At 69.5% G+C, this 18,710-nt stretch carries 20 protein-coding genes; 11 read left to right on the forward strand and 9 right to left on the reverse strand.

Features of this window, described 5'->3' with window-relative positions:
* Positions 1–3: 3 nt before the first annotated feature.
* From DN771_RS07715 to DN771_RS07725, 3 genes are read right to left on the reverse strand one after another with little or no spacing between them, the layout of a single operon-like run.
* Positions 4–996, reverse strand: a complete 993-nt coding sequence (locus DN771_RS07715; RefSeq protein WP_162941677.1) for an ABC transporter permease — start codon at positions 994–996, stop codon at positions 4–6.
* A complete protein-coding gene (locus DN771_RS07720) occupies positions 993–3,089 on the reverse strand; it encodes a hypothetical protein (protein ID WP_116996765.1) in 2,097 nt (698 codons plus the stop codon). The genes DN771_RS07715 and DN771_RS07720 overlap by 4 nt, the downstream gene beginning before the upstream one ends.
* Positions 3,090–3,121: 32 nt before the next feature.
* On the reverse strand, positions 3,122–4,264 hold the full coding sequence (locus tag DN771_RS07725) for a sugar ABC transporter substrate-binding protein (RefSeq protein ID WP_116996766.1): 1,143 nt from the start codon (positions 4,262–4,264) through the stop codon (positions 3,122–3,124).
* A 214-nt stretch (positions 4,265–4,478) separates the two neighbouring features.
* On the opposite strand from DN771_RS07725, the gene DN771_RS07730 reads away from it, so the two are divergent.
* From DN771_RS07730 to DN771_RS07740, 3 genes are read left to right on the forward strand one after another with little or no spacing between them, the layout of a single operon-like run.
* Positions 4,479–5,297 (forward strand): hypothetical protein, encoded by an 819-nt coding sequence (locus DN771_RS07730; RefSeq protein WP_116996767.1) that lies wholly within the window; start codon positions 4,479–4,481, stop codon positions 5,295–5,297.
* Positions 5,294–6,520, forward strand: a complete 1,227-nt coding sequence (locus tag DN771_RS07735) for a hypothetical protein (protein ID WP_116996768.1) — start codon at positions 5,294–5,296, stop codon at positions 6,518–6,520. Before DN771_RS07730 ends, DN771_RS07735 begins: the two co-directional genes overlap by 4 nt.
* The gene (locus DN771_RS07740) at positions 6,517–7,071 is read left to right on the forward strand and encodes a hemerythrin domain-containing protein (protein ID WP_116996769.1); all 555 of its coding nucleotides are present in this window, start codon (positions 6,517–6,519) and stop codon (positions 7,069–7,071) included. Before DN771_RS07735 ends, DN771_RS07740 begins: the two co-directional genes overlap by 4 nt.
* Positions 7,072–7,115: 44 nt before the next feature.
* Here DN771_RS07740 and DN771_RS07745 read toward each other — a convergent pair whose 3' ends face one another.
* Entirely contained in the window at positions 7,116–7,898 is a 783-nt protein-coding gene (locus tag DN771_RS07745; RefSeq protein ID WP_162941678.1) for a MerR family transcriptional regulator, read from the reverse strand.
* A 113-nt stretch (positions 7,899–8,011) separates the two neighbouring features.
* Positions 8,012–8,998 carry a hypothetical protein gene (locus DN771_RS07750; RefSeq protein WP_116996771.1) on the reverse strand — a complete coding sequence of 329 codons (987 nt, stop codon included), beginning with the start codon at positions 8,996–8,998 and terminating at the stop codon, positions 8,012–8,014.
* Between the two features lie 185 nt (positions 8,999–9,183).
* Between DN771_RS07750 and DN771_RS07755 the strand changes: the two genes are divergently transcribed.
* A complete protein-coding gene (locus DN771_RS07755; RefSeq protein ID WP_162941679.1) occupies positions 9,184–10,062 on the forward strand; it encodes a hypothetical protein in 879 nt (292 codons plus the stop codon).
* A 10-nt stretch (positions 10,063–10,072) separates the two neighbouring features.
* On the forward strand, positions 10,073–10,450 hold the full coding sequence (locus DN771_RS07760) for a RidA family protein (RefSeq protein WP_116996773.1): 378 nt from the start codon (positions 10,073–10,075) through the stop codon (positions 10,448–10,450).
* Between the two features lie 26 nt (positions 10,451–10,476).
* Here DN771_RS07760 and DN771_RS07765 read toward each other — a convergent pair whose 3' ends face one another.
* The gene (locus DN771_RS07765) at positions 10,477–11,007 is read right to left on the reverse strand and encodes a DUF6766 family protein (protein ID WP_162941680.1); all 531 of its coding nucleotides are present in this window, start codon (positions 11,005–11,007) and stop codon (positions 10,477–10,479) included.
* 234 nt (positions 11,008–11,241) lie between these two features.
* Between DN771_RS07765 and DN771_RS07770 the strand changes: the two genes are divergently transcribed.
* The 3 genes from DN771_RS07770 (at position 11,242) to DN771_RS07780 (ending at position 12,976) form a co-directional block, all read left to right on the forward strand.
* Positions 11,242–11,652: an STAS domain-containing protein gene (locus tag DN771_RS07770; protein WP_116996775.1), complete on the forward strand. Its 411-nt coding sequence runs from the start codon at positions 11,242–11,244 to the stop codon at positions 11,650–11,652.
* 177 nt (positions 11,653–11,829) lie between these two features.
* Entirely contained in the window at positions 11,830–12,261 is a 432-nt protein-coding gene (locus DN771_RS07775) for a DUF5336 domain-containing protein (protein WP_116996776.1), read from the forward strand.
* A 145-nt stretch (positions 12,262–12,406) separates the two neighbouring features.
* Positions 12,407–12,976: a dihydrofolate reductase family protein gene (locus DN771_RS07780; RefSeq protein ID WP_116996777.1), complete on the forward strand. Its 570-nt coding sequence runs from the start codon at positions 12,407–12,409 to the stop codon at positions 12,974–12,976.
* A gap of 260 nt (positions 12,977–13,236) precedes the next feature.
* Here the strand turns inward: DN771_RS07780 and DN771_RS30850 are convergent, their stop codons facing one another.
* The gene (locus DN771_RS30850) at positions 13,237–13,500 is read right to left on the reverse strand and encodes a DUF2188 domain-containing protein (RefSeq protein WP_116996778.1); all 264 of its coding nucleotides are present in this window, start codon (positions 13,498–13,500) and stop codon (positions 13,237–13,239) included.
* 314 nt (positions 13,501–13,814) lie between these two features.
* On the opposite strand from DN771_RS30850, the gene DN771_RS07790 reads away from it, so the two are divergent.
* The 3 genes from DN771_RS07790 (at position 13,815) to DN771_RS07800 (ending at position 16,587) form a co-directional block, all read left to right on the forward strand.
* Positions 13,815–14,324: a pyridoxamine 5'-phosphate oxidase family protein gene (locus DN771_RS07790; RefSeq protein WP_116996779.1), complete on the forward strand. Its 510-nt coding sequence runs from the start codon at positions 13,815–13,817 to the stop codon at positions 14,322–14,324.
* 107 nt (positions 14,325–14,431) lie between these two features.
* A complete protein-coding gene (locus DN771_RS07795; protein ID WP_205528477.1) occupies positions 14,432–14,896 on the forward strand; it encodes a MarR family winged helix-turn-helix transcriptional regulator in 465 nt (154 codons plus the stop codon).
* Complete coding sequence (locus DN771_RS07800; RefSeq protein WP_162941682.1) at positions 14,893–16,587, forward strand: chloride channel protein; 1,695 nt, start codon at positions 14,893–14,895, stop codon at positions 16,585–16,587. Before DN771_RS07795 ends, DN771_RS07800 begins: the two co-directional genes overlap by 4 nt.
* A 98-nt stretch (positions 16,588–16,685) precedes the next feature.
* On the opposite strand, the gene DN771_RS07805 is transcribed toward DN771_RS07800, so the two are convergent.
* Both DN771_RS07805 and DN771_RS07810 read right to left on the reverse strand, forming a co-directional pair.
* Positions 16,686–16,994, reverse strand: coding sequence for a hypothetical protein (locus DN771_RS07805; protein ID WP_116996781.1), 309 nt, complete (start codon positions 16,992–16,994; stop codon positions 16,686–16,688).
* 43 nt (positions 16,995–17,037) lie between these two features.
* A complete protein-coding gene (locus tag DN771_RS07810; protein WP_116996831.1) occupies positions 17,038–18,657 on the reverse strand; it encodes a molybdopterin-dependent oxidoreductase in 1,620 nt (539 codons plus the stop codon).
* Between the last annotated feature and the right edge of the window lie 53 nt (positions 18,658–18,710).

Consider the following 18,710-nt stretch of genomic DNA (forward strand, 5'->3'; position numbering starts at 1 on the left):
AGCTCAGTCCCGGAGCCGATCGAGTGACACGGCAGCCACGAGGACGCCGCCTTGCACGACGCGCTGCACGTCGCTCGGCACGCCGAGCAGGATCAGCCCGTTGGTGATGGCGGCGAGGAACACCGACGCGATCAGCGTGTTGATCATCCTGCCCCGTCCACCCTGGAGGCTGACGCCGCCGAGGATCACCGCCGTGAGCACGGGGAACAGCGAGTCGGCGCCCATCGTCGCCTGCGCCCGCCCGATGCGGGCCGCCTGCATCAGGCCGCCGAAGCCGGCGAGAGCACCGGCGACCACGAACACGACGAGGCGGATCCGCTGGACCGGGATGCCGGCACGATACGCAGCCTCGCGGTTGTCGCCCGTGGCATAGAGGTGGGCCCCGAACTGGGTCCGGGTGGTGACCGCCCAGGCGACGAGGTAGCACCCGAAGGCGATGACGACCGACACCGGGATACCGACCACCTTGTCCTGAGCGAGGAAGGAGATGCGCTGGAGGTTCTCGCCGAAGATGCTCGACCCGCCGGTGTAGAGCATGGCCAGTCCCTCGACGGCGCCGAGCGTGCCGAGCGTCGCCACGACGGACGGGATGCGTGCGTAGTTGACGAGCACGCCGTTGACGGTGCCCACGGCGGCGCCGATGCCGAGGGCGATGGCGATGCCGACGATCGGGTGATGCCCACCGACGATCCATGCTGCGCCGATGCAGCCGGACAGGGCGAGGATGGCGCCGAACGAGATGTCGAGCTCGCCGAGGATCGCGACCATCGTCGTGCCGATGCCGATGATCGAGAACACGGCCGCCTGGCGCAACAGGATGAGGATGTTCGCCTGCGTGAAGAAGGTGTCGGTGGCGATCGTCAGGTACAGCGCCCACAGGACGAAGATGACGATGAACCCTTCGCGGGCGAGGAACTCGACAATGCGGTCACGGACGCTGGCGACACCGTCGAGTGCGCCGGTCGGACCGACGGGTGGCAGCGCCGTGTCCGTCACGACGCCACCACCTCGACCGTGCCGCCGGCCTCCGACACGCTGGCGACCACGCATCGCTCCGCCGGGACGTCGAAGCGAAGGGTGATCTCGTCGATGCGCACGGCTGCGGACCGTGGGGTCCGCGAGTCGCCGAGCCAGCCGGTCTCCAGGTTGCCGAGCAGCAGCGTGCGGCCGCCCGCCGATTCCCACCACTGCACGGTCAGCGGCTCGTGGATCGCCCGATCCTCCACGGCGACCGGCGCCGGTTGCCGCGACCACCACCGGGCGACGGCCCGTGCGGCGGCGACGCTCCCGTACTGCGAGCGAGGCAGCAGCGGGTTGGACGGATCGGCGAGCTCGGGCGGTTGCCACCACGCCGTCGCCGACGGCGTCGAGCCCTCGCCGTCGCGATCGCTGGCGACCAGTGTCGGCCACTCGTCGGCCTCCGCCAGGACCTCGACGTCATCGCCGGAGATCTCCACGCACGCATCTCCGGCCAGGTGGATCCATCCGTTCGACGCCTCGCCGTCGAACGCGATCCGCTCACGGTGGTAGCCGGACCGCCGGGTCTCGCCGCTGCACGTGGCGCCGGCCGCGGCGAGCAGCTCGGGCGACACGGCATCGGCCCGGCCGACCACGACGAGTGGCGCCGCGGGCCGGCCGGTGACGGTCGTGCCGAGCTGCACCACCGCCCCGCCGTCGGTCCGGACGCGATCGAGCCACTCGCCAGCCGTCGCCGCCAGCACGGGGAGCCCCCACTTCATGGCGAGGGCCACGGCGTCTTCGATGTGCTCACCGCTGTTGCGTCGCGGCGTCCACGCGTGCACCGCAGCCACCGCGTCGTGATCGAACACCAGCAGTGGTCCACCGACGGCGTGCATGCCGGCGGCATCGTCCTCCGCGGCGTCGAGCTCTCGCGACACGAACGAGACCGCGTCGGCGTCGAGCAGATGGTGCTGTCGGTCGTTCATCCACGACACATAGGTCCCGTCGGGAACCTCGAGCCCCTCGGGCGTCACGACCGCGGCGTGCGACCATGCCCACATCGCCCAGCGCAGCTTGCCCGGCACGTCGTGGACCGTGTCGAAGGGCTCCCAACCGTCCCATGTTTCGATCAGCTTGTAGTGCCGGACCGGCCGGCCGCTGCGGCGCACGGCGACGCCGTGGGAGAGCAGGTTGGTGTGCTGGTTCGTCCAGCCCTTCCACCAGTCGTCCCACCAGTCCTGCCAGGCACCGCCCCACGTCTGGTCGATGAGGACGTCGACACCGCCGCCCCGCAGGACCTCGGCGGTGTCGATGCATCCCGAGCGCCACTCCGCCGTCGCGCCGATTCCCGACGTGTAGGCCATCACCATGGCCGTCGGCCGCGCCCGCTTGACGGCGGCGAAGAGATCGCGCACGGCGATCGTCCACGACTCGTTCTCGGCGGGGTCCGTCGATGGCGTCACGCCGTAGGGGCCGCGCCGCGTGTAGAGCATCGGTCCCCAGAAGCCGTCGCGGAGATGGATGACGTCGAGGCCGCATGCCTCGGCGACCGCGGCCCACTGCGCCGCGAGGACGTCGGCGAAGCGGGTGCCCTCGTCGATCCCCTCCGGGAAGGCGGCGTAGCGGTGGCCGTCGGCGCGCAGCGGAACGCGCGGGTCCAGGTCCGGTCCCGGCAGCGGCGACAGGTCGAAGGGATAGAGCTCGGGATGTCGATCGCACCAGTCGCTCTCCAGGTCGTAGATGTCCGATCCGGTGATCACCCGGCCGACGCCGGCGACGAACAAGCCGACCCGCAGGCCGGGCACGCCCGCTCGCGTGGCCTCGGCACGGAGGTCCGCGGCCAGCCGTCCGAGGTCTGCGTAGGTCGCATCACGCCAGCGCACGTATCGGGCCGTGCGCATCGGGAGCCGCTGGTCGAGCTCACCGCCGAACTCGGTCACGACGTCGACGAGGAACGCCGGATTGAGGATCACGCCGCACTCGCCGCGCCGGCCTCGCCACAGGGGCGCGGTGCGTTCGACGAACTCCGCCACCGTGGCCTGTTGCGCCGACCCGTGCGGCTCGAACCAGTCCAGGTCGATCTCGACGTAGCGGTCGGGCCGCAGCCCGTCGGTCCTCGGTACCCGCATCGCGGACGGTGTCGGCGCGCCCTCTCGGTCGCTCAGCCCTCGGTGCCCTCGGGAGCAGCGGTGCCGGCCTCGGTCCCAGCGGACGCCTCGGTTCCAGCTGACGCCTCAGTAGCACTGGCCGCCTCGGTGCCCGCTCCGTCGGGACCGCTGCCCGGGCCGGTGTAGACGAACACAGGGACCTCGATGATGCCCGGAACCGTGCCGCCGCTGAGCCACGAGGCGAACGCGTCGAGGGCCAGCTGGCCGGTACCGACGGGGTTGGTGTTCACGCAACCCTTGTACATCGTGCCCTCGTCGATCAGCTCGACGGCCTGCGGTTCGCAGTCGATGCCGAAGATGAAGACGTCGTCGGCGGTCTTCCCGGCGTTCACCAGCGCCTGGTAGGCGCCGAGGTTGCCGGCGTCGTTGATGCCGAGCACGCCCGTGATGTCGGGGTTGGCCTGCAGCGCGGTCTCCATCGACGTCACGCCGTTCTCCGCCGTGCCGCCAAGGATCCTCGCCAGGAAGTTGCCGTTCGGGTACTCGGCGAGGAACGACGCCTCGATCATGTCGGCCCGGGCGACGAGCGACTCGATCGACGGGTAGTCGGTGATGACCATGTCGATCTCCTCGTCGCCGTAGACCTCGGCGGCGTACAGCCCGGCGGCCGTTCCGGCGGCCGTGGCGATGTCCTCCTCCTCGACGCTCACGGTCACGGCACCGACCTCGTTGAGGTCGCGGCCGGCGACCTGCACGACGAAGATGCCGGCGTCGGCCGCCTCCTGGGCCGCCGGGCCGATCGACTCACCGCCGAGTCCGGTGACGATGATGGCGGCCGCTCCCTTGGACACGAAGCCTTCGATCCCCTGGAGCTGTTGGCTCGGGTCCTCACGCGAGTCGAAGATCTCGGCGTCGAAGCCGAGCTCCTCGGCCCGAGCCTGGATCGACTCGTTCAACGACTTGTGGTAGTCGGTGGCCATCGTGGCCGCGACGATGCCGACGAGCTGGCCCGGCGCGAGGTCGGCCAGCGCAGCGAGTTGATCGTCGCTGAGCTCGATGGCGTCAGCCCGCTCGTCGGCGGCGATCGTGCCGGTGTCCCCGCTGACGGGCGCGGAGCCGGCATCGGCACCGGATGCGATGCCGACAAGGCTGCTGGCGAACGCGGCGCCGACCGCGACAACAGAACGAAGTCTCACAGTTCCCCCCGGATGTGTTCCCCCAAGCGTGACCGTACGCACGGTCACACGCCCTTTCGTTTCGCATCTAAATGGTTTCGTTTGGTTTCGTCAAGCTCGCTCCCGCTCGCGGGCTCGAGGGGTTGGGGAGTCCGTCGCTGGGGTAGTTGGGCGGGACCGACGGCCACCGGTGACCGGACGTCGACGTCGGTGAGCTCGCAAAGAGGAGAGACGAATGACGACTGTGGTGACCAAGGTCCTGGGTGGAACCGCCAAGCCCGTTGGGATTCTGTACATCGAGCCCGACCTACAGGTCGAGGACGCCGGAACCGGGACGGGTCTCGACGGCGGGCTGAATGCGCCGTTCGTCGCCGACCTGCTCAGCGCGTGCCTCGCCCACGAACGCTGCGGCGTTCATCTGTATCGGTCCATCGCCGGGCGTTCGACGATGCCCGACCTGCGCGAACGGTACGAGGCACTCCGCACCGAGACGGAGACGCACGTCGCTCTCCTCGAAGCGCTCATCTCCGACACCGGCGGCAACCCGATGTACGTCAGCCCGGCCGCTCGGGCGACGGAAGGAGCGGCTGCCAGGCTCGTCGAGACCACCTGGGTGCTCGACGGCTCACTCGACACCGTGACCGCCGAGCTGGCGATGCTCGAAGCCGTGCTGCTGGCCGAGACGAAGAACCACGACAACTGGGAGCTGCTCGGCGAACTGGCCGACGCCATGACTGCCGGCAGCTGGCGTGACTCGCTGCAGGCGGCCGTCGACCAGGTCCTGAATCAGGAGGACGATCCGTTGGGGTGGGCCCGCGAGACCCGACGACGGATGCTGTACGTGGCCGCGACCGGAAGCGAGCCGCCGGCGGCAACGCCGGCCCACCGGGACGAGGCGGCCGACGACGCTGCGGTCACCCCCGACAGCGCCACGGTCACCAAAGAGGAGCTCTACCACGAGGCCAAGGACCTCGACGTCCCTGGCCGGGGCGCGATGACCAAGGACGAACTGGCCGCAGCGGTCGCCGCGGCCAAGGAAGGAGACCAGTCGTGAATCCGCTGGAACAGCCGGGCATCCCGGTCGAGGAGCAGCTGCGCAGCTGGTCCGAATTGAACGTCGAACCGTTCGACAAGCTCGACGTCGACCCCTACACCCGCACCCGCGTCATCCTGATGAACGGGAGCGAAGTCGAGTCGATCCTCTTCTCGCACCAGTTCGCGCGGAACACCGACAACCTCGAGATCCGCCAGGCTCTCGCGCTGTCACGCCGTGTCGAGGCGCAACAGCAGAAGGCCGTCAACGGCCTCAACCCCGGCGATCAGACGCCGCTGGAGACCACCATCGGCTACGAGCAGGTCGCCGTCGACCTGACCGCGTGGCTGGCCCGGCACGAGCCCGACCCCATGCTCAAGCAAGCGCTCGACTTCGCCCTGCTCGAGGACTTCGACCATCTCTACCGCTACGCCAACCTCTACGAGCTCATCGATGGCAAGGACGCCACTGCGCTCACCGACCACCTCACCGAGATCACGCCAGGCCGCCCGACCGCTGTCGAACATCGTCATCCCCATGACGACGTCCGCGGCCACTTCGAGACCCACACCGTCGACCCCTTGTCCCGCCTGCACGTCATGACGATCGTCGGCGCCGAGCAACAGACGATGAACTTCTACATGAACCACGGCACCGACTGGATCGAGCCGATCGCTCGCGGCCTGTACTCGGAGATCGCCCTCATCGAGGAACAGCACGTCACGCACTACGAATCGCTCCTCGATCCACTCGACTCGTGGCTCAAGCAGCTCGTGTTCCACGAGTACAACGAGGTGTACCTCTACTGGTCGATGCTGCAGAACGAGAGCGACCGCCGCATCGCCGCACTCTGGGAGCTCCACCTCGACATGGAGCTCGGCCAGCTCGCTGCGGCGGGCGAGCTCCTCCGCAAGTTCGAGGGCATCGATCCCGCCGAACTGCTCCCGCCGGAGCTGCCCGACACGCCACTCACGTTCGAACCGAACAAGGACTACGTGCGAGCCGTCCTGGCCGAGCAGATCGATCTCCGGACCGACGGCCTCGACTACGTCGACGTCTCGGAACTGACGGCAGATCACCGGTCGATCGAGTACCGCGAACGCGTCAACGCCGGCGGTGTCCCGAGCGAGATGGTCATCGACATGAACCGGGAGCACTCCGGTCGCGAGTACCGCGACGAGACCGAGGGCGACCATCCCGTCGCCGACCTCGTCGCCACCGACGCCGGGAGTGGTTCCTCATGACGACCGAGAGCCGCTCGATCGTCGAGATGATCACCGAGCAGCACGCGACCATCCGCCAGCTCTTCGCCGACCTCGAGGCGGCGGCACCGGACGAGCGAGGCGAGGCGTTCGAGCCGCTGGTGCGACTCCTCGCCGTGCATGAGACCGCCGAGGAAGAGATCGTCTACCCGATCGTGAACCAGCTCGGTGACGACGCCAAGGCGATCGTCGACGCTCGCAAACATGAAGAGGACGCCGCCAAGAAGGCGTTGGCCGACCTCGAGGACATGGACACCGCCAGTGCGGAGTTCGCGGCGGCGTTGGCGCTGTTCCGCGGCGACGTGCAGGCCCACGCAAGCAGCGAGGAAGCCGAGATCCTGCCGCTGCTCGCGACGATGGATGCGGAGCGACTCGAGATCATCGGCAAGTGGTTCGCGGCCGCCGAGGCGATGGCTCCCACGCATGCTCACCGCATGGCGCCCGAGAGCGCCATCGGCAACCTGATCGTCGGGCCGTTCGTCTCCATGGTCGACCGGGTCCGCGACGCCATACGCGACGCAGGACGACGGTAAGGGCCGCTGGGGTCGACGGGGCACCTCGGGCCTCGTCGACCCCCTCAGTCAGCGGCCGCTTCGCCGAACAGAGCGTGCACGACGTCGATCGCGGCCGGCGGTGCGATGACCTCGAGGGCGACCCCTCGGGCGTCGACGGTGATCGCGAACGACAGGAACTGGCAACAGGCCTGCTCCGCTGCGGTGAGTCGCATCACCTCGTCGAGCGGCACGGTCGAGCCGAACACGGCTCGGACCCCGCGGTCGAGGGGCTGCCGCGCGACCACGTGCGTGAGCAGGGCCTGCCAGTCGTCGACGCGGCCACGCAGCGAGCTGCCGGCGAGCGTGCAGGCGATCGGGTGATCGCCTGGCTCGCTCGCCCGCCTCGCACCGCGGGCGACCGCCCGCTCGAGAACGGCCATCCCGGCGGTACTGGTGTCGGACACACAGCCGCAGGTGTCGTCGCACGGCCCGTCGGGTCGGGGCCGCTCCAACGCAGTCGCCGCCCGGCGCAGGTCCTCTGCGAGCACCGTCAATTCGACGATCCGGCGCTGCGCGTCCGTGAGCTTCTCGGCGACCTTCGCGCGGAGCCGGTCCTGGACCGGACCGCACCGTCCACTGTCCCATGCCGCAGCGAGATCGTTGATCTCACCCAGCGCACAGCCGAGCTGCTTGGCGCGACCGATGAACGCCAACCGTTCCAACGTCGAGTCGTCGTACAGCCGGTAGCCGGCCGCCGAACGCTCGGCAGCGGGAAGCAGGCCGATGTCCTCGTAGTAGCGCAACGTCGCCGTGCTGAATCCGCTGCGGTCGGCCACGTCCTTGATCTTGTACATCGTCGACCTCACAGCATCGACGATAAACGTTCATGTCGACTTGAAGGTCAAGAGAGATCGGTGGACGACGGCCAGTCGGTCCGGCTGCCCAGCGCCGTTGCTGGGCAGCCGGGCCGAGATCTCGCTCAGCCGGCGGGCAGCGTCACCGGAAGATCGGGGACGGTCGCGTCGGGCAGCTGGTCGACGACGGAGTCGACCGGAACCTGCTCGGTGATCGAGTCGACGGGCAGTTGATCGACGACGGAGTCGGTCGGCAGCTCGGGCAATGCGCCTTCGGGGGTGATCGCGTCGGCCGCCGCCGCGGCATCGCAGGGCGACGCGCCGTCGGCCAGCCGGGACACGAGGACGGCGACGGTCACGTCGCACACGTTGGCGGCGATGGCGATCGGCGCCTGGACGACCACGTCGGTGACATTGACGTTCACGAGGCCTTCTTGAGCGACCGGGCCGCCGTCCTGCGTGGCCACGACCGCCTCGGAGTTCGAGCTGGCGTCGCACGGCGCGGACCCGTCGTCGAGCTCGTTCACCAACACGTCCACCGTGACATCGCACAGGTCGGCGGCGAGGGCGATCGGCAACTGCACCGTCACGCCGGTCAGATTGAGATTGACGAGGCCCTCCTGCTCGACTGGTGTCTCCCCGGGCGCACCGGATTCGGTCGCTGTGATCGCCTCCGCTGTGCCGGTGGCATCGCAGGGCGACGCGCCGTCGGCGAGACGCGACACGAGGACGGCGACGGTGACGTCGCACACGTTCGCCACCACGGAGATCGGCGCCCGGACCGCGACGTCGGTGACGTTGACGTTGACGAGGCCGGCCTGCGACACGGGCCCACCATCCTCGGTGGCGACCACGGCGTCGGCGTTGGAGCTCGCGGTGCACGGCGCCGAGCCGTCGTCGAGCTCACTCACCAGCGCTCCCACCGTGACGTCGCACAGATTGGCCGCGAGGTCGATGGGCAGCTGCGCGGTGACACCGGTGAGGTTCAGGTTGACGAGACCCTCCTGGACCACTCCCGGTGGAGTGCTGGCGTGGACGCCGGCTCCGGTCGTCGCTACCACTCCCGCCACGGCGGCGAGACCGCCGATGACGGCCTTCATGATCGGCTTCATGTGCATCTCCTGATTGATCGTTGAGTCCACCGGTGCCACGCCGTACCCGCCGCGACCGCACCCACAAACACCGAATCGAGGAAGATTCTGGAGCTACACTCGCACCTCGCGACCCGCCGGCTCGAACGGTGCATCTCCGACGAGACACGGCTCACGGCTGCGTGCCTGACGGCGGCGGGAGGCTCGTGGTCTGGCCTGCGGCGGTCGTTCCCGGCGGCGCAGTGGTGGCGGTGGTCGAACTGGCCGACGTCGGCGGCGACGACGTCGGGGCCGCCGTCGTCGAGGGTGTCGGGACCGCCACGGTCGTCGATGTCGGGCTCGACGTGGTGGGGACCGCCGGGGAGGTCGTGGACGCAGCGGCGCTCGACGTGGCGGCGATCGGCGCCGTCGGCGGCGTCGGCGATGGGGCCACCGGCCTCGCCGTCGAAGTCAGGGACACGAGCGGCTCGGCCGTCGGCGTCGACGGCGGGGACGTGGTCGACGTGGCCGTCGCTGCGGCCTCCGGTGTCGACGACGTCGACGTCGTCGACGTGGAACTGGACGATGGCGTCGAGGTCGTCCGGGGCGCCGTCCAGACACCCGGCGCGTCCGGCCTCCACTCGGGCGCCAGCACGGTCGGCGGCGCGCCGGACCAGACGACAGACACCGGAGTGATGGTCGATGTGGTCGCCCGTGCCGTTGGCGGCGTCGTCATCCTCGGTGCGGTGGTGGACGCCGACACCCCGTCAGCGTCCGGCGTCCGGCTGCGGCCCGCACTGCGTCCGGCGAACACGCTGAAGATGACGGCGACACAGACGAGCGCGACGAGTAGACCCGTCGCGACGCTCACGATCCTCGCGGGCTGCAGCCACCCCCTCTCGGGGAGTTCTTCGTACTCGAGGGGAACGGTGGCGTCCCAGTCCTCGTCGGGGGGAATGAAGTCGTCCGGCAGCGGTGCAGACGATGGCTCAGGCGGGGGCCACATTCGGGCTCGGCCCGATCAGACATCTGTCCACGTCAGCCTCCGTACCCACCGGTGCGATGTTCAGACGGAAGTCGATCGACAGGCTCATCTCGACAGGTGATGCTGCGCACATGCGCGACATCATCAACACGCCAGACGCTCCTCGGTCTGCCCTGTACAGCCAGGGAGTGAAGGCTGGTGGCCACATCTACATCTCGGGCCTCGTCGGAGTCGATGTCGCCACCGGACAGGTGGAAGGCCCGACCATTCAGCTGCAGACCCGCCGCGCGCTCGCCAACTGCGAGGCCGTCCTGAAGGCCGCCGGTGCGTCCCTCGCGGACGTCGTCGAGGTCGGGGTCCTGCTCCATGACCCGGACGACTTCGCGGGAATGAACGAGGAGTGGGCGGCGTGGTTCCCGGAGAACCCGCCGGCGCGCTATGCGGCAAAGCTGGGTGCCACGATTCCCGGCATCCTCGTGTCGATCCGGATGACGGCGTTCCACCCGTAGGTCGCCGGACTTGCCCGGACCTCCACTCACCCGGTCGTCGTCGAGGACTGCGCCTCGTGCACCCGATCCTCGGACTGCAGAGAAGTCTCCGGCAACTTCCACTCCTCTCCCGGCTCGTCCGGGGCGTCGTCGGGCAGGATGCCGAGGTGCTCCTCGATGCGCCGCAGCGAGGCCTCGAGCTTCTCGGTCCCGTCCTTGGACTCCGCGCTGCCCTTGTGGATGTACAACGCCGACAGGCTGATGAACGCGAACAGCTGCAGGAACTCTGACTGCCAGTTCTCCAGCGTCGCCTGCCCGAACTGCGCCACGAAGTCACCCAGCTTGGTGGAGGCCCCTTGCGCCGACTGCTCGTCGGTGTACTCCTGCCACTGGGTGATGAGGTGGCCGATCCACGAGGCGAAGAAGAGCGTGATGAGCGCGAAGCTCAGCCCGAACTCCCGGAACGCGCTGCGACCGGCGGTTCGTTCGTTACGGATGCTGCGGACGGTTGCCGACAACAACCACCCCAGCGAGGCCACCACGATCAGCCACGACACCACCATCATCACTGCGCCCATCACAACCTCCTGGCGGACACCCCTCCGTACCCGCATAGAAGCTGCGCGAGTCAGCCCCGAACGTGGGAGATCGCCTGCCACGTCGACCACGCGGACGGCCAGACCCACGTCGGACACACCCCGATCCGGATCGCCGGCGGGGCGAACTCGGGTTCGGATGACAGGGCCCGGCGAGCGCAGTACCTTGGGGATCGCTCGGGCTCGCGGCGGGAACATCACCCACAGGAGGAACCGATGCATCAGGACTGGGGGAGGCCGGTCGTCGATTGGACGGCGCGGTTGAACGACTGCCTGGAACTGCGCTGCGTCCGGTTCGCCCACAACGCACCAGGCACGCTGCTGCTGACCGGCGAACTCGACACCTCTGCCGAATCCCTGCTCGAATCGCTGCTCTTGACGCTGGCCCGGTGCCGGCCCGTGCTGTGTCTCGACCTGAGTGAGGTGACCTTCGTCGACATGGGAGGTCTGCGGGCGCTCCGACGCGTCGCGGCCGCTCTACGGCATCGGGGAGGCCGGCTGGTGATCGAGCATCCGAGCGACGCCGTCTGCCAACTCACCCGGCTCGTCGGCGCGCTCGAACATCGCCACGATCCTGCGATGGCGGCCGGCGCTCATTCCGTCGAGCGCATCGTCGCCACGGCCTGACCCCTGACGAGCGCACAACAAACGGTGGACGCGACATTGGCCGGGTCCGACGTCCCCTGAGATCAGCAGTGATTGGAGAGGCGCGTCCGAGGGTAGGCAATGCGACCACTCAGGAGGTCAGTCATGGAAACTCGCCGCGCACGACCAGTCCAGGATTCCCCAGGTGATCGGGAGCGCATGCTGTCGCTCGCCGGAGGCGTACTCGGCCTCGTGATGTTCCTGCTCGGGTTCCTCCGTTGGCTCAACGTCGGCGACGGATCGGACCAGCTCGAGTACTCGGGCTACGCGTTCCAGATGCCCACGACGGCCGTCATCGGGTTCTCGATCGCGGCAGGCCTCGCCGCCGTGCTCGGCGCCACGGAACGCCGGCCCGGCCGCGGCGTTGCGAGCGCCGTCCCTGCGGCGCTGGCCGGTACGAGCCTGCTCCTCGCTCTCGGCATCCTGCTCGGCAAGGGCTCGATCGCACCCGACATCGGCTCTGACGTCGGCGTGGAGATCGGCCTCGTCCTCGGCCTGCTCACTGCGCTCCTGCAGACGGCGGTACTGGGCATGGTCCTCGCCAGCCGCAACGTCGATCTCGACCGAGAGCGCGACGACGAACTGCGCTGAGTCGCGCGCCGTCTCGCGAGGACCCCACGTCGCTCCTCCACGGGATGCGCGCGCTGGCGTGGCGATACCGACCCGATGAGAATGATCGTCACCGACCATCTCTGCCCGGTCCGGACCATCACGCCACCCTGGGGATCAACCACGCATGAGACCGCTTCGGTACTCGATCAACATCACACTCGATGGCTGCTGCCATCACGAAGCGGGGATCCCGCCCGACGAGGAGTCGATGCGCTACTGGGCCGCCGAGATGGAGCGAGCCGATGCGCTGCTCCTCGGCCGCGTGACCTACGAGATGATGGAGTCGGCGTGGCGGCGGCCCGGCGACGGCACGTGGCCCGGCTGGATGGGCGAGTGGGAGATCCCGTTTGCCGAGGCCATCGACGGGGCGAAGAAGTACGTCGTGTCGAGCACGCTGAGCGACCCCGATTGGAATGCCGAGCTGGTGCGTGGCGACCTGGGGCAGGCCGTGCTGCAGCTCAAGCAGATGCCCGGCGGGACCCTCTGGGTGGGCGGCGTGACGCTGCCGTCGGCCCTGGCCGATCTGGGCCTGATCGACGAGTACGAGTTCGTGGTCCAGCCGGTACTCGCCGGATACGGGCCGACGTTGCTGGCCGGCCTGCATGAGCGGATTCAGCTCGAGCTCGTCGATCGCCACGAGTTCCGATCGGGGGCGGTGGCCGTTCGCTACCGACCCACATACTCAACGGCGTGAGCGGGAGCGAACTTGGACCGGGAGCGACCAGGTCGTCGGCTGGGAGCACACGCTCGACGCTCTCGCGACCGAGGCTCTCTTCACGAGGGCGCACTACCTCGACAGCTCGTCGCATCCCGCGACGAAGAGGCACCCATGCCCAAGTCCACAACTACTTCCCCGCGATGCACGAGTACTAAGAAAGGCTCAGCCCGGTTCCCGAGCCCTGACACACGGCATCCACGTCGTCGCCACGCGGAGCGGCTGACGAGCGATGCTCCTCACGGGGAGGTGCGTCGAACGATCAGGGCGACATCGATCGGTTCGGCCGATCGGGGCGCCCGCTCCGAGGGCGCCCGATCCTCAACGGTCCCATCGGCAGCATGCAGAACGTGGTCCGCCGCAGCCTGTCGCGCCCGCTCCCGTCCGGCGCGAACGGCCTCGTCACGGGTGGAATGCGGGTCGCGAGCACGGGGCCACGTGTCGCACTCGTTCGTCCACCCGTCGGGGCGGCGAACCGTGTGGATCGGACTCACGCGCACCACTCAGCGCCTCAGCAGCATCAGGATGACGATGACCACCAAGATGAGGAGAAGGACACCGCCGCCGATGTAGATGCCGTCGGCGATGATCGCTGCGAGGGTAGGGCTCATACGCCGGTCTCTACCCGTCCTCTCGGCCTCAGATACCTCGGTCGAGTAGCGACCCTACCGACCAGCGCGAACGCCAGATCGATACCGGCCGACACACGCACAGCCGTCTGCCACGGAGTGGGCCTGAGGCCCCCGGCCTGAGCTGTTGTGAGGGCTCGTAGACTGCGGTGTCGCGGGGGCGTCATCTCACCAGCGATCGGAGCAGCATGACTGACGAGCCCGAACCAACGGTCGACCCGAGGTACAGCGTGCACGAAGCGCCGCCCGTCTCGTGGAGCGACGCGGAGCAGACGCTCGGCTCGGCGGGGACGTACTGGATCTCGACGGTACGCAGCGACGGACGTCCTCACGTCACTCCGCTGATCGCCATGTGGCAGAACGGCGCGTTGTACTTCAGCACAGGGCGCTCCGAGCAGAAGTACAAGAACCTCGACACGAATCCGCAGTGCGTGCTCACGACGGGAAGCAATCAGCTGGACCAAGGTCTCGACGTCGTCGTCGAAGGTGAGGCGGTTCGGATCACCGACCCCGCCAGGCTGCAGCAGCTTGCGCAGGCGTGGCGTCGCAAGTACGGCGATGACTGGCCCCTCGGAGGCGGCGCTGACAGTGACGACGTCGTCTTCGAAGTCACACCGACGAAAGTGTTCGGATTCCGGAAGGAGTTCGGTGACGGGGGGCGGGGCAGCCAGACGCGTTGGCGCTGGGTCCCCTCCTGACCGCGACTCCATCCGAGCGCAACACCGGTTCGCCTCCTCGCTCGACGGCAGGAGGCGCGCATCCCATTCAATACCTGTAGAAGACAACACTTGTAGTGTGCACAGGTGTGACGCCACGTGACGAGGAACTGGAGCAGGTCACCGACGCGGTGCTGATGGCGTCTCGCGTGCTCGTCGCCGTCGCGTCTCGTTCGATCGCCGCGGTCGATGACTCCGTCACGCTCCCCCAGTTCCGGGCGCTCGTCGTTCTCGAGCAGGCGCCGCGGACCGCGGGCGACCTGGCCCATGAGTTGCGTGTCCAGCCCTCCACGGCGACACGGCTCTGTGACCGGCTGGTGAGCAAGCGCCTCGTCGTCCGGACGACCGACCCGTCGAATCGCCGCGAAGTGACGGTTCGCCTCTCCGCTTCCGGGAGACGGCTGGTGAACGCCGCCACCGCCCGGCGCCGCACAGAGATCGCCCGCATCATGGAGCGGGTCCCGGCACGGCACCGCGCCGCCATCGTCAAGGCCCTCGACGCCTTCCGAGCCGCGGCCGGCGAAGAGCCGGCCGCGTCACCGGTGCCGTGGTGATCGGGCGACGGCCGCGGCTCGTCTACGTCGACTCGATCGAGGCCCGTCGCCGAGCCGGCGCGCTGGCCCGTCGCTTCCACATCACGCTGCTACTCGCTGCGGTCATCGGGGTGCTCACGGGTCTCGCCGTCGCCGGCTTCGACGTCGCCGTCTCGGAAACCCTCGAGTTCGTGCTCGACCAACCGCTGATCGTGGTCGCGCTGGTACCGCCACTCGGGCTGATCGGCGTCAATGTGCTCAACCGCGTCTGTCGCGACGACGATGCCGCGACGACCGACGCCTACATGCGCGCCTACCACGAGCGCGGCGGGCGGCTGTCGCTGCGGCAGCTGTGGCGCAAGCTGATCGGCTCGGCGCTGACGCTCGGCTCGGGCAACGCGTTCGGCTTCGAGGGTCCGTCGATCCTCCTCGGCAGCACGATCGGTACGAACGTGGAGGAGCGCTTCGGCTCACGCGAGGGACGCGACGACGCCAAGGTGTTGATGGTCGCCGGGGCCGCGGCCGGGGTCGCTGCCGTCTTCAAGGCGCCCCTCACCGGCGTCGTGTTCGCCCTCGAGGTGCCCTATCGCGCCGACGTCGCGCGCCGCGCCCTACTGCCCAGCCTCGTCGCGGCCGGGACGTCGTACGTGACGTTCGCCGCGCTGCTCGGCACCGAGCCGCTGTTGGCCACCGGCGGATCGGCCCCCTTCGATCTCCGCGACCTCGGCGGCGGCCTGCTCCTCGGCATCGTCTGCGGGGTGCTCGCCCGCCTCGGCGCCGCGGCCATCGGCCGAGCGAAGCGTCTCCAGCTCTCTCGAACCCTCCGTGTCGCCCTCGCGGCCGGCGCCCTCGCCGCCCTCGCACCCGTCGGCCAGTGGTGGTTCGACGGCCCGTTCCATCTCGGGCCGAGCTACGAGACGATCGAGTGGGCCAGTCACCCCGACCGCACCGTCGCCGTCCTCGCCGGCGTGTTCGCGTTGCGGGCGATCGCCACCTGGTTGGGCGTCGCCGCCGGCGGGATCGGCGGCCTGTTCATCCCGCTCGTCACGCAGGGCGCGATCGTCGGCGCGCTCTGCCAGCACATCCTCGATGCGCCGAACCCGCTGCTCTTCCCGACCGTGGGGATCGCCGCCTTCCTCGGGGCCGGCTACCGCACTCCGCTCGCCGGCGTCGCGTTCGTGGCCGAGGCGACGGGCCAGCCGGGATTCCTGGTGCCCGCGCTGCTCGCCGCCGCGGCGTCGCAGCTGACGATGGGCCGGCAGAGCTTCAGTCCGTATCAGCGCCACGAGCGAGCCGCCGACATCGGGCCGCTGACGACATTGGCGGTGGCGGACATCATGAATCCCAACGCCGACACGGTCGACGTCTCCCTGGCGCTCGGCGACGCCCTCACGGTGATGCTGTCGCAGAACCGGCGCTGGGCACCCGCCGTCGACGGCGGCGCCTACGCCGGCCTGCTCGCCGTCACCGACATCGTCGGCGTGCCGCGCGACGAGTGGTCGTCCCGCACGGTCGGCGACGTGATCCGGTCCGACGTCCTGCCGGCATCGGCCCGCGAAACGGTGGCGTCGGTGAGCGAACGACTTCGTGCTGCCGGCGTCCGGGCCGTCGCGGTCACCGACGGTGATCGTGTGGTCGGCGTCGTGACGCAGCGAGATCTCGACAACGTCGAGGTCCTGCTCGACCACCTCGCCAACACGGCGGAAGGCTGACCACCGTTCCCCAGTGCTTCTGGGCGCGTTCCGTGACGGTGGGCGTCACAGAACGCACCCGGAAGCGGAATTGGCACGATTCGCGCCCAGAAGCGGGGTCAGCCGGTGGTGTCGGCCGGCATCATCGCCTCGTCCATCTCGGTCGTCATCGAGTCGGTCGCCATCGCCCCCATGGCGTCGGTGCCCGACGACATCTCGGTGGACATCGACTCGGTGGCCATGGCGTCGGTGGACATCGACTCGGTGGACATCGCCTCGGTCATCATCGACGTGGAGTCGGCCGGGGCCGGGTCGTCGTCATCGTCGTCGCCGCACGCGGCGAGCGTCACCGGGACGGCGGCGGCCAGGACGATGGCGGCGGCTCGGCGAAGCGGGTGCCGATGGCGCGGGCTCGGTGGACGGGTCATGGATCCTCCTGATGGGGGTTGGGGTGGGAACGGGAGTCGGGGGTCAGGCCACGGTGACGTCGCGGAAGTGCCAGCCGGTGGCACCGTCGGGGGCCGGGTCCGCCCTCACCGCGGTCTGCGTGTATCCGGTCGCGTCAGTGGCTCGGACCTGGATCCGGTGACGACCCGGCGTGGCGTCCCAGGCGAGGTGCCACTGCACCCAGGTGTCGTCGCTGGCGGTCCGGCCGAGCTCGGCCTCGATCCAACCACCGTCGTCGACCTGGACCTCGATGCGCTCGATCCCGATGTTCGGCGCCCACGCGACGCCGGCGATCGGCTGCGGCCCGGCGACGAGCTCGGCGTCGTTCGACGGCACGTCGATGCGCGACATCGTCTTGATCGGCCCCTCCTTCGACCAGCCGCGCGGCACCCAGTAGCCGTCGAAGTCCTCCCACGTGGTGAGCTCGATGGACTCCAGCCACTTCGTCGCCGACACGTAGCCGTAGAGCCCCGACACGACGAGCCGGGCGGGGAAGCCGTGATCGGCCGGGAGCGGCTCGCCGTTCATCGCGTAGGCGACGAGAGCGGTCCGGCCGTCGAGGGCGGCGGCAGTGGGGAAGCCGGCGGTGAAGCCGTCGACGGACCGCCCGACGATCTGGGTGGCCCCGTCACGGACGCCAGCACGATCGAGCAGCGCGGACAGCGGCACGCCCTGCCAGACGGCGTTGCCCACGAGGTGCCCGCCGACCTCGTTGGACACGCACTGGATCGTCACCGTCTCCTCGACGCTCTCCATCGCCAGCAGTTCGTCGTAGGTGATCGAGAACGGCGAGTCGACCATCCCCTTCAGCGAGAGGATCCAGCCGGCCGGGTCCACCTGGGGTGTGAGCAGTGCGGTGTCGATCCGGTAGAAGTCATCGGTGGCGGTCACGTACGGCGTGAGTCCCGGCGCGTCGAAGGGCTGCGACGCGGGCGGGAGGGTCGAGCGACGCGGCCGCGGCAGCACCGTGCTGCGTCGCACGGCGGCGACGGTGTCAGCCGAGCGAACCCGGCGCGACCAAGCCGTCGCCGAGCCGGCCACCACCGCCAGACCGGCGGTCCCGGCGAGGAAGGCGCGACGGTCGACGATGGTCTGGCGGATGCGCGCCGGCGTGCCGACGGGTGTGGCTGAGGGAGAGGGATCCTGTGGCGGCCGGATGCTGATTGCCGATGGGCGGGCCAGCCGCCACAGGAGACCGAAGGCGGCGACCCCGGACAACACCGCGGCGGCGGCACAGATCACGGCGTCGCTCGTGGTGCCCTGAGGATCGGTGCTCATCGCCCAGGCGCCGACGGCACCGAACGCGGCGAACCCGAGCGGCGCGGCGATCCAACGGCGCCGCGCCGCCAGACCGAGAACGATGCCGAGGATCAACGAGACGACCACGATGCCCGTGACGAGCGCCTTCTTGTCGTTGGTGCCGAAGAGCCGCACGGCGAGTTCCTTGAGGCGAGCGGCGAAGCGGTCGATGAACTCGGATCCGACCGCTGTCACCGGCGACTGCGCCGAGTCGACGGCGGCGGCCGCCAGCTCACCGGCCGCGAGCGCCACGCCCGCGGCGACGAAGCCGGACATCGCCGCCGCGCGGCGGCTGATCGTGGGCGAGGGAACTTCGGTGGGGCGCCCCGTCGTGGGCGGCTGCATGACGAGCACGGGGCCAGGCTCGCGACCCGGTCGAACAGGGCGCGAACACCGAT

Source organism: Desertimonas flava, from assembly GCF_003426815.1.
Lineage (GTDB): Bacteria > Actinomycetota > Acidimicrobiia > Acidimicrobiales > Ilumatobacteraceae > Desertimonas > Desertimonas flava.

Coding starts and splice junctions, on each gene's coding strand:
- DN771_RS07775 (WP_116996776.1), top strand. CDS start 11,830: ATGCTGTCGCTCGCCGGAGGCGTACTCGGCCTCGTGATGTTCCTGCTC.
- DN771_RS07790 (WP_116996779.1), top strand. CDS start 13,815: ATGACTGACGAGCCCGAACCAACGGTCGACCCGAGGTACAGCGTGCAC.
- DN771_RS07810 (WP_116996831.1), bottom strand. CDS start 18,657: ATGCAGCCGCCCACGACGGGGCGCCCCACCGAAGTTCCCTCGCCCACG.
- DN771_RS07805 (WP_116996781.1), bottom strand. CDS start 16,994: ATGACCCGTCCACCGAGCCCGCGCCATCGGCACCCGCTTCGCCGAGCC.
- DN771_RS07765 (WP_162941680.1), bottom strand. CDS start 11,007: ATGGGCGCAGTGATGATGGTGGTGTCGTGGCTGATCGTGGTGGCCTCG.
- DN771_RS07720 (WP_116996765.1), bottom strand. CDS start 3,089: ATGCGGGTACCGAGGACCGACGGGCTGCGGCCCGACCGCTACGTCGAG.
- DN771_RS07760 (WP_116996773.1), top strand. CDS start 10,073: ATGCGCGACATCATCAACACGCCAGACGCTCCTCGGTCTGCCCTGTAC.
- DN771_RS07730 (WP_116996767.1), top strand. CDS start 4,479: ATGACGACTGTGGTGACCAAGGTCCTGGGTGGAACCGCCAAGCCCGTT.
- DN771_RS07780 (WP_116996777.1), top strand. CDS start 12,407: ATGAGACCGCTTCGGTACTCGATCAACATCACACTCGATGGCTGCTGC.
- DN771_RS07740 (WP_116996769.1), top strand. CDS start 6,517: ATGACGACCGAGAGCCGCTCGATCGTCGAGATGATCACCGAGCAGCAC.
- DN771_RS07770 (WP_116996775.1), top strand. CDS start 11,242: ATGCATCAGGACTGGGGGAGGCCGGTCGTCGATTGGACGGCGCGGTTG.
- DN771_RS07750 (WP_116996771.1), bottom strand. CDS start 8,998: ATGAAGCCGATCATGAAGGCCGTCATCGGCGGTCTCGCCGCCGTGGCG.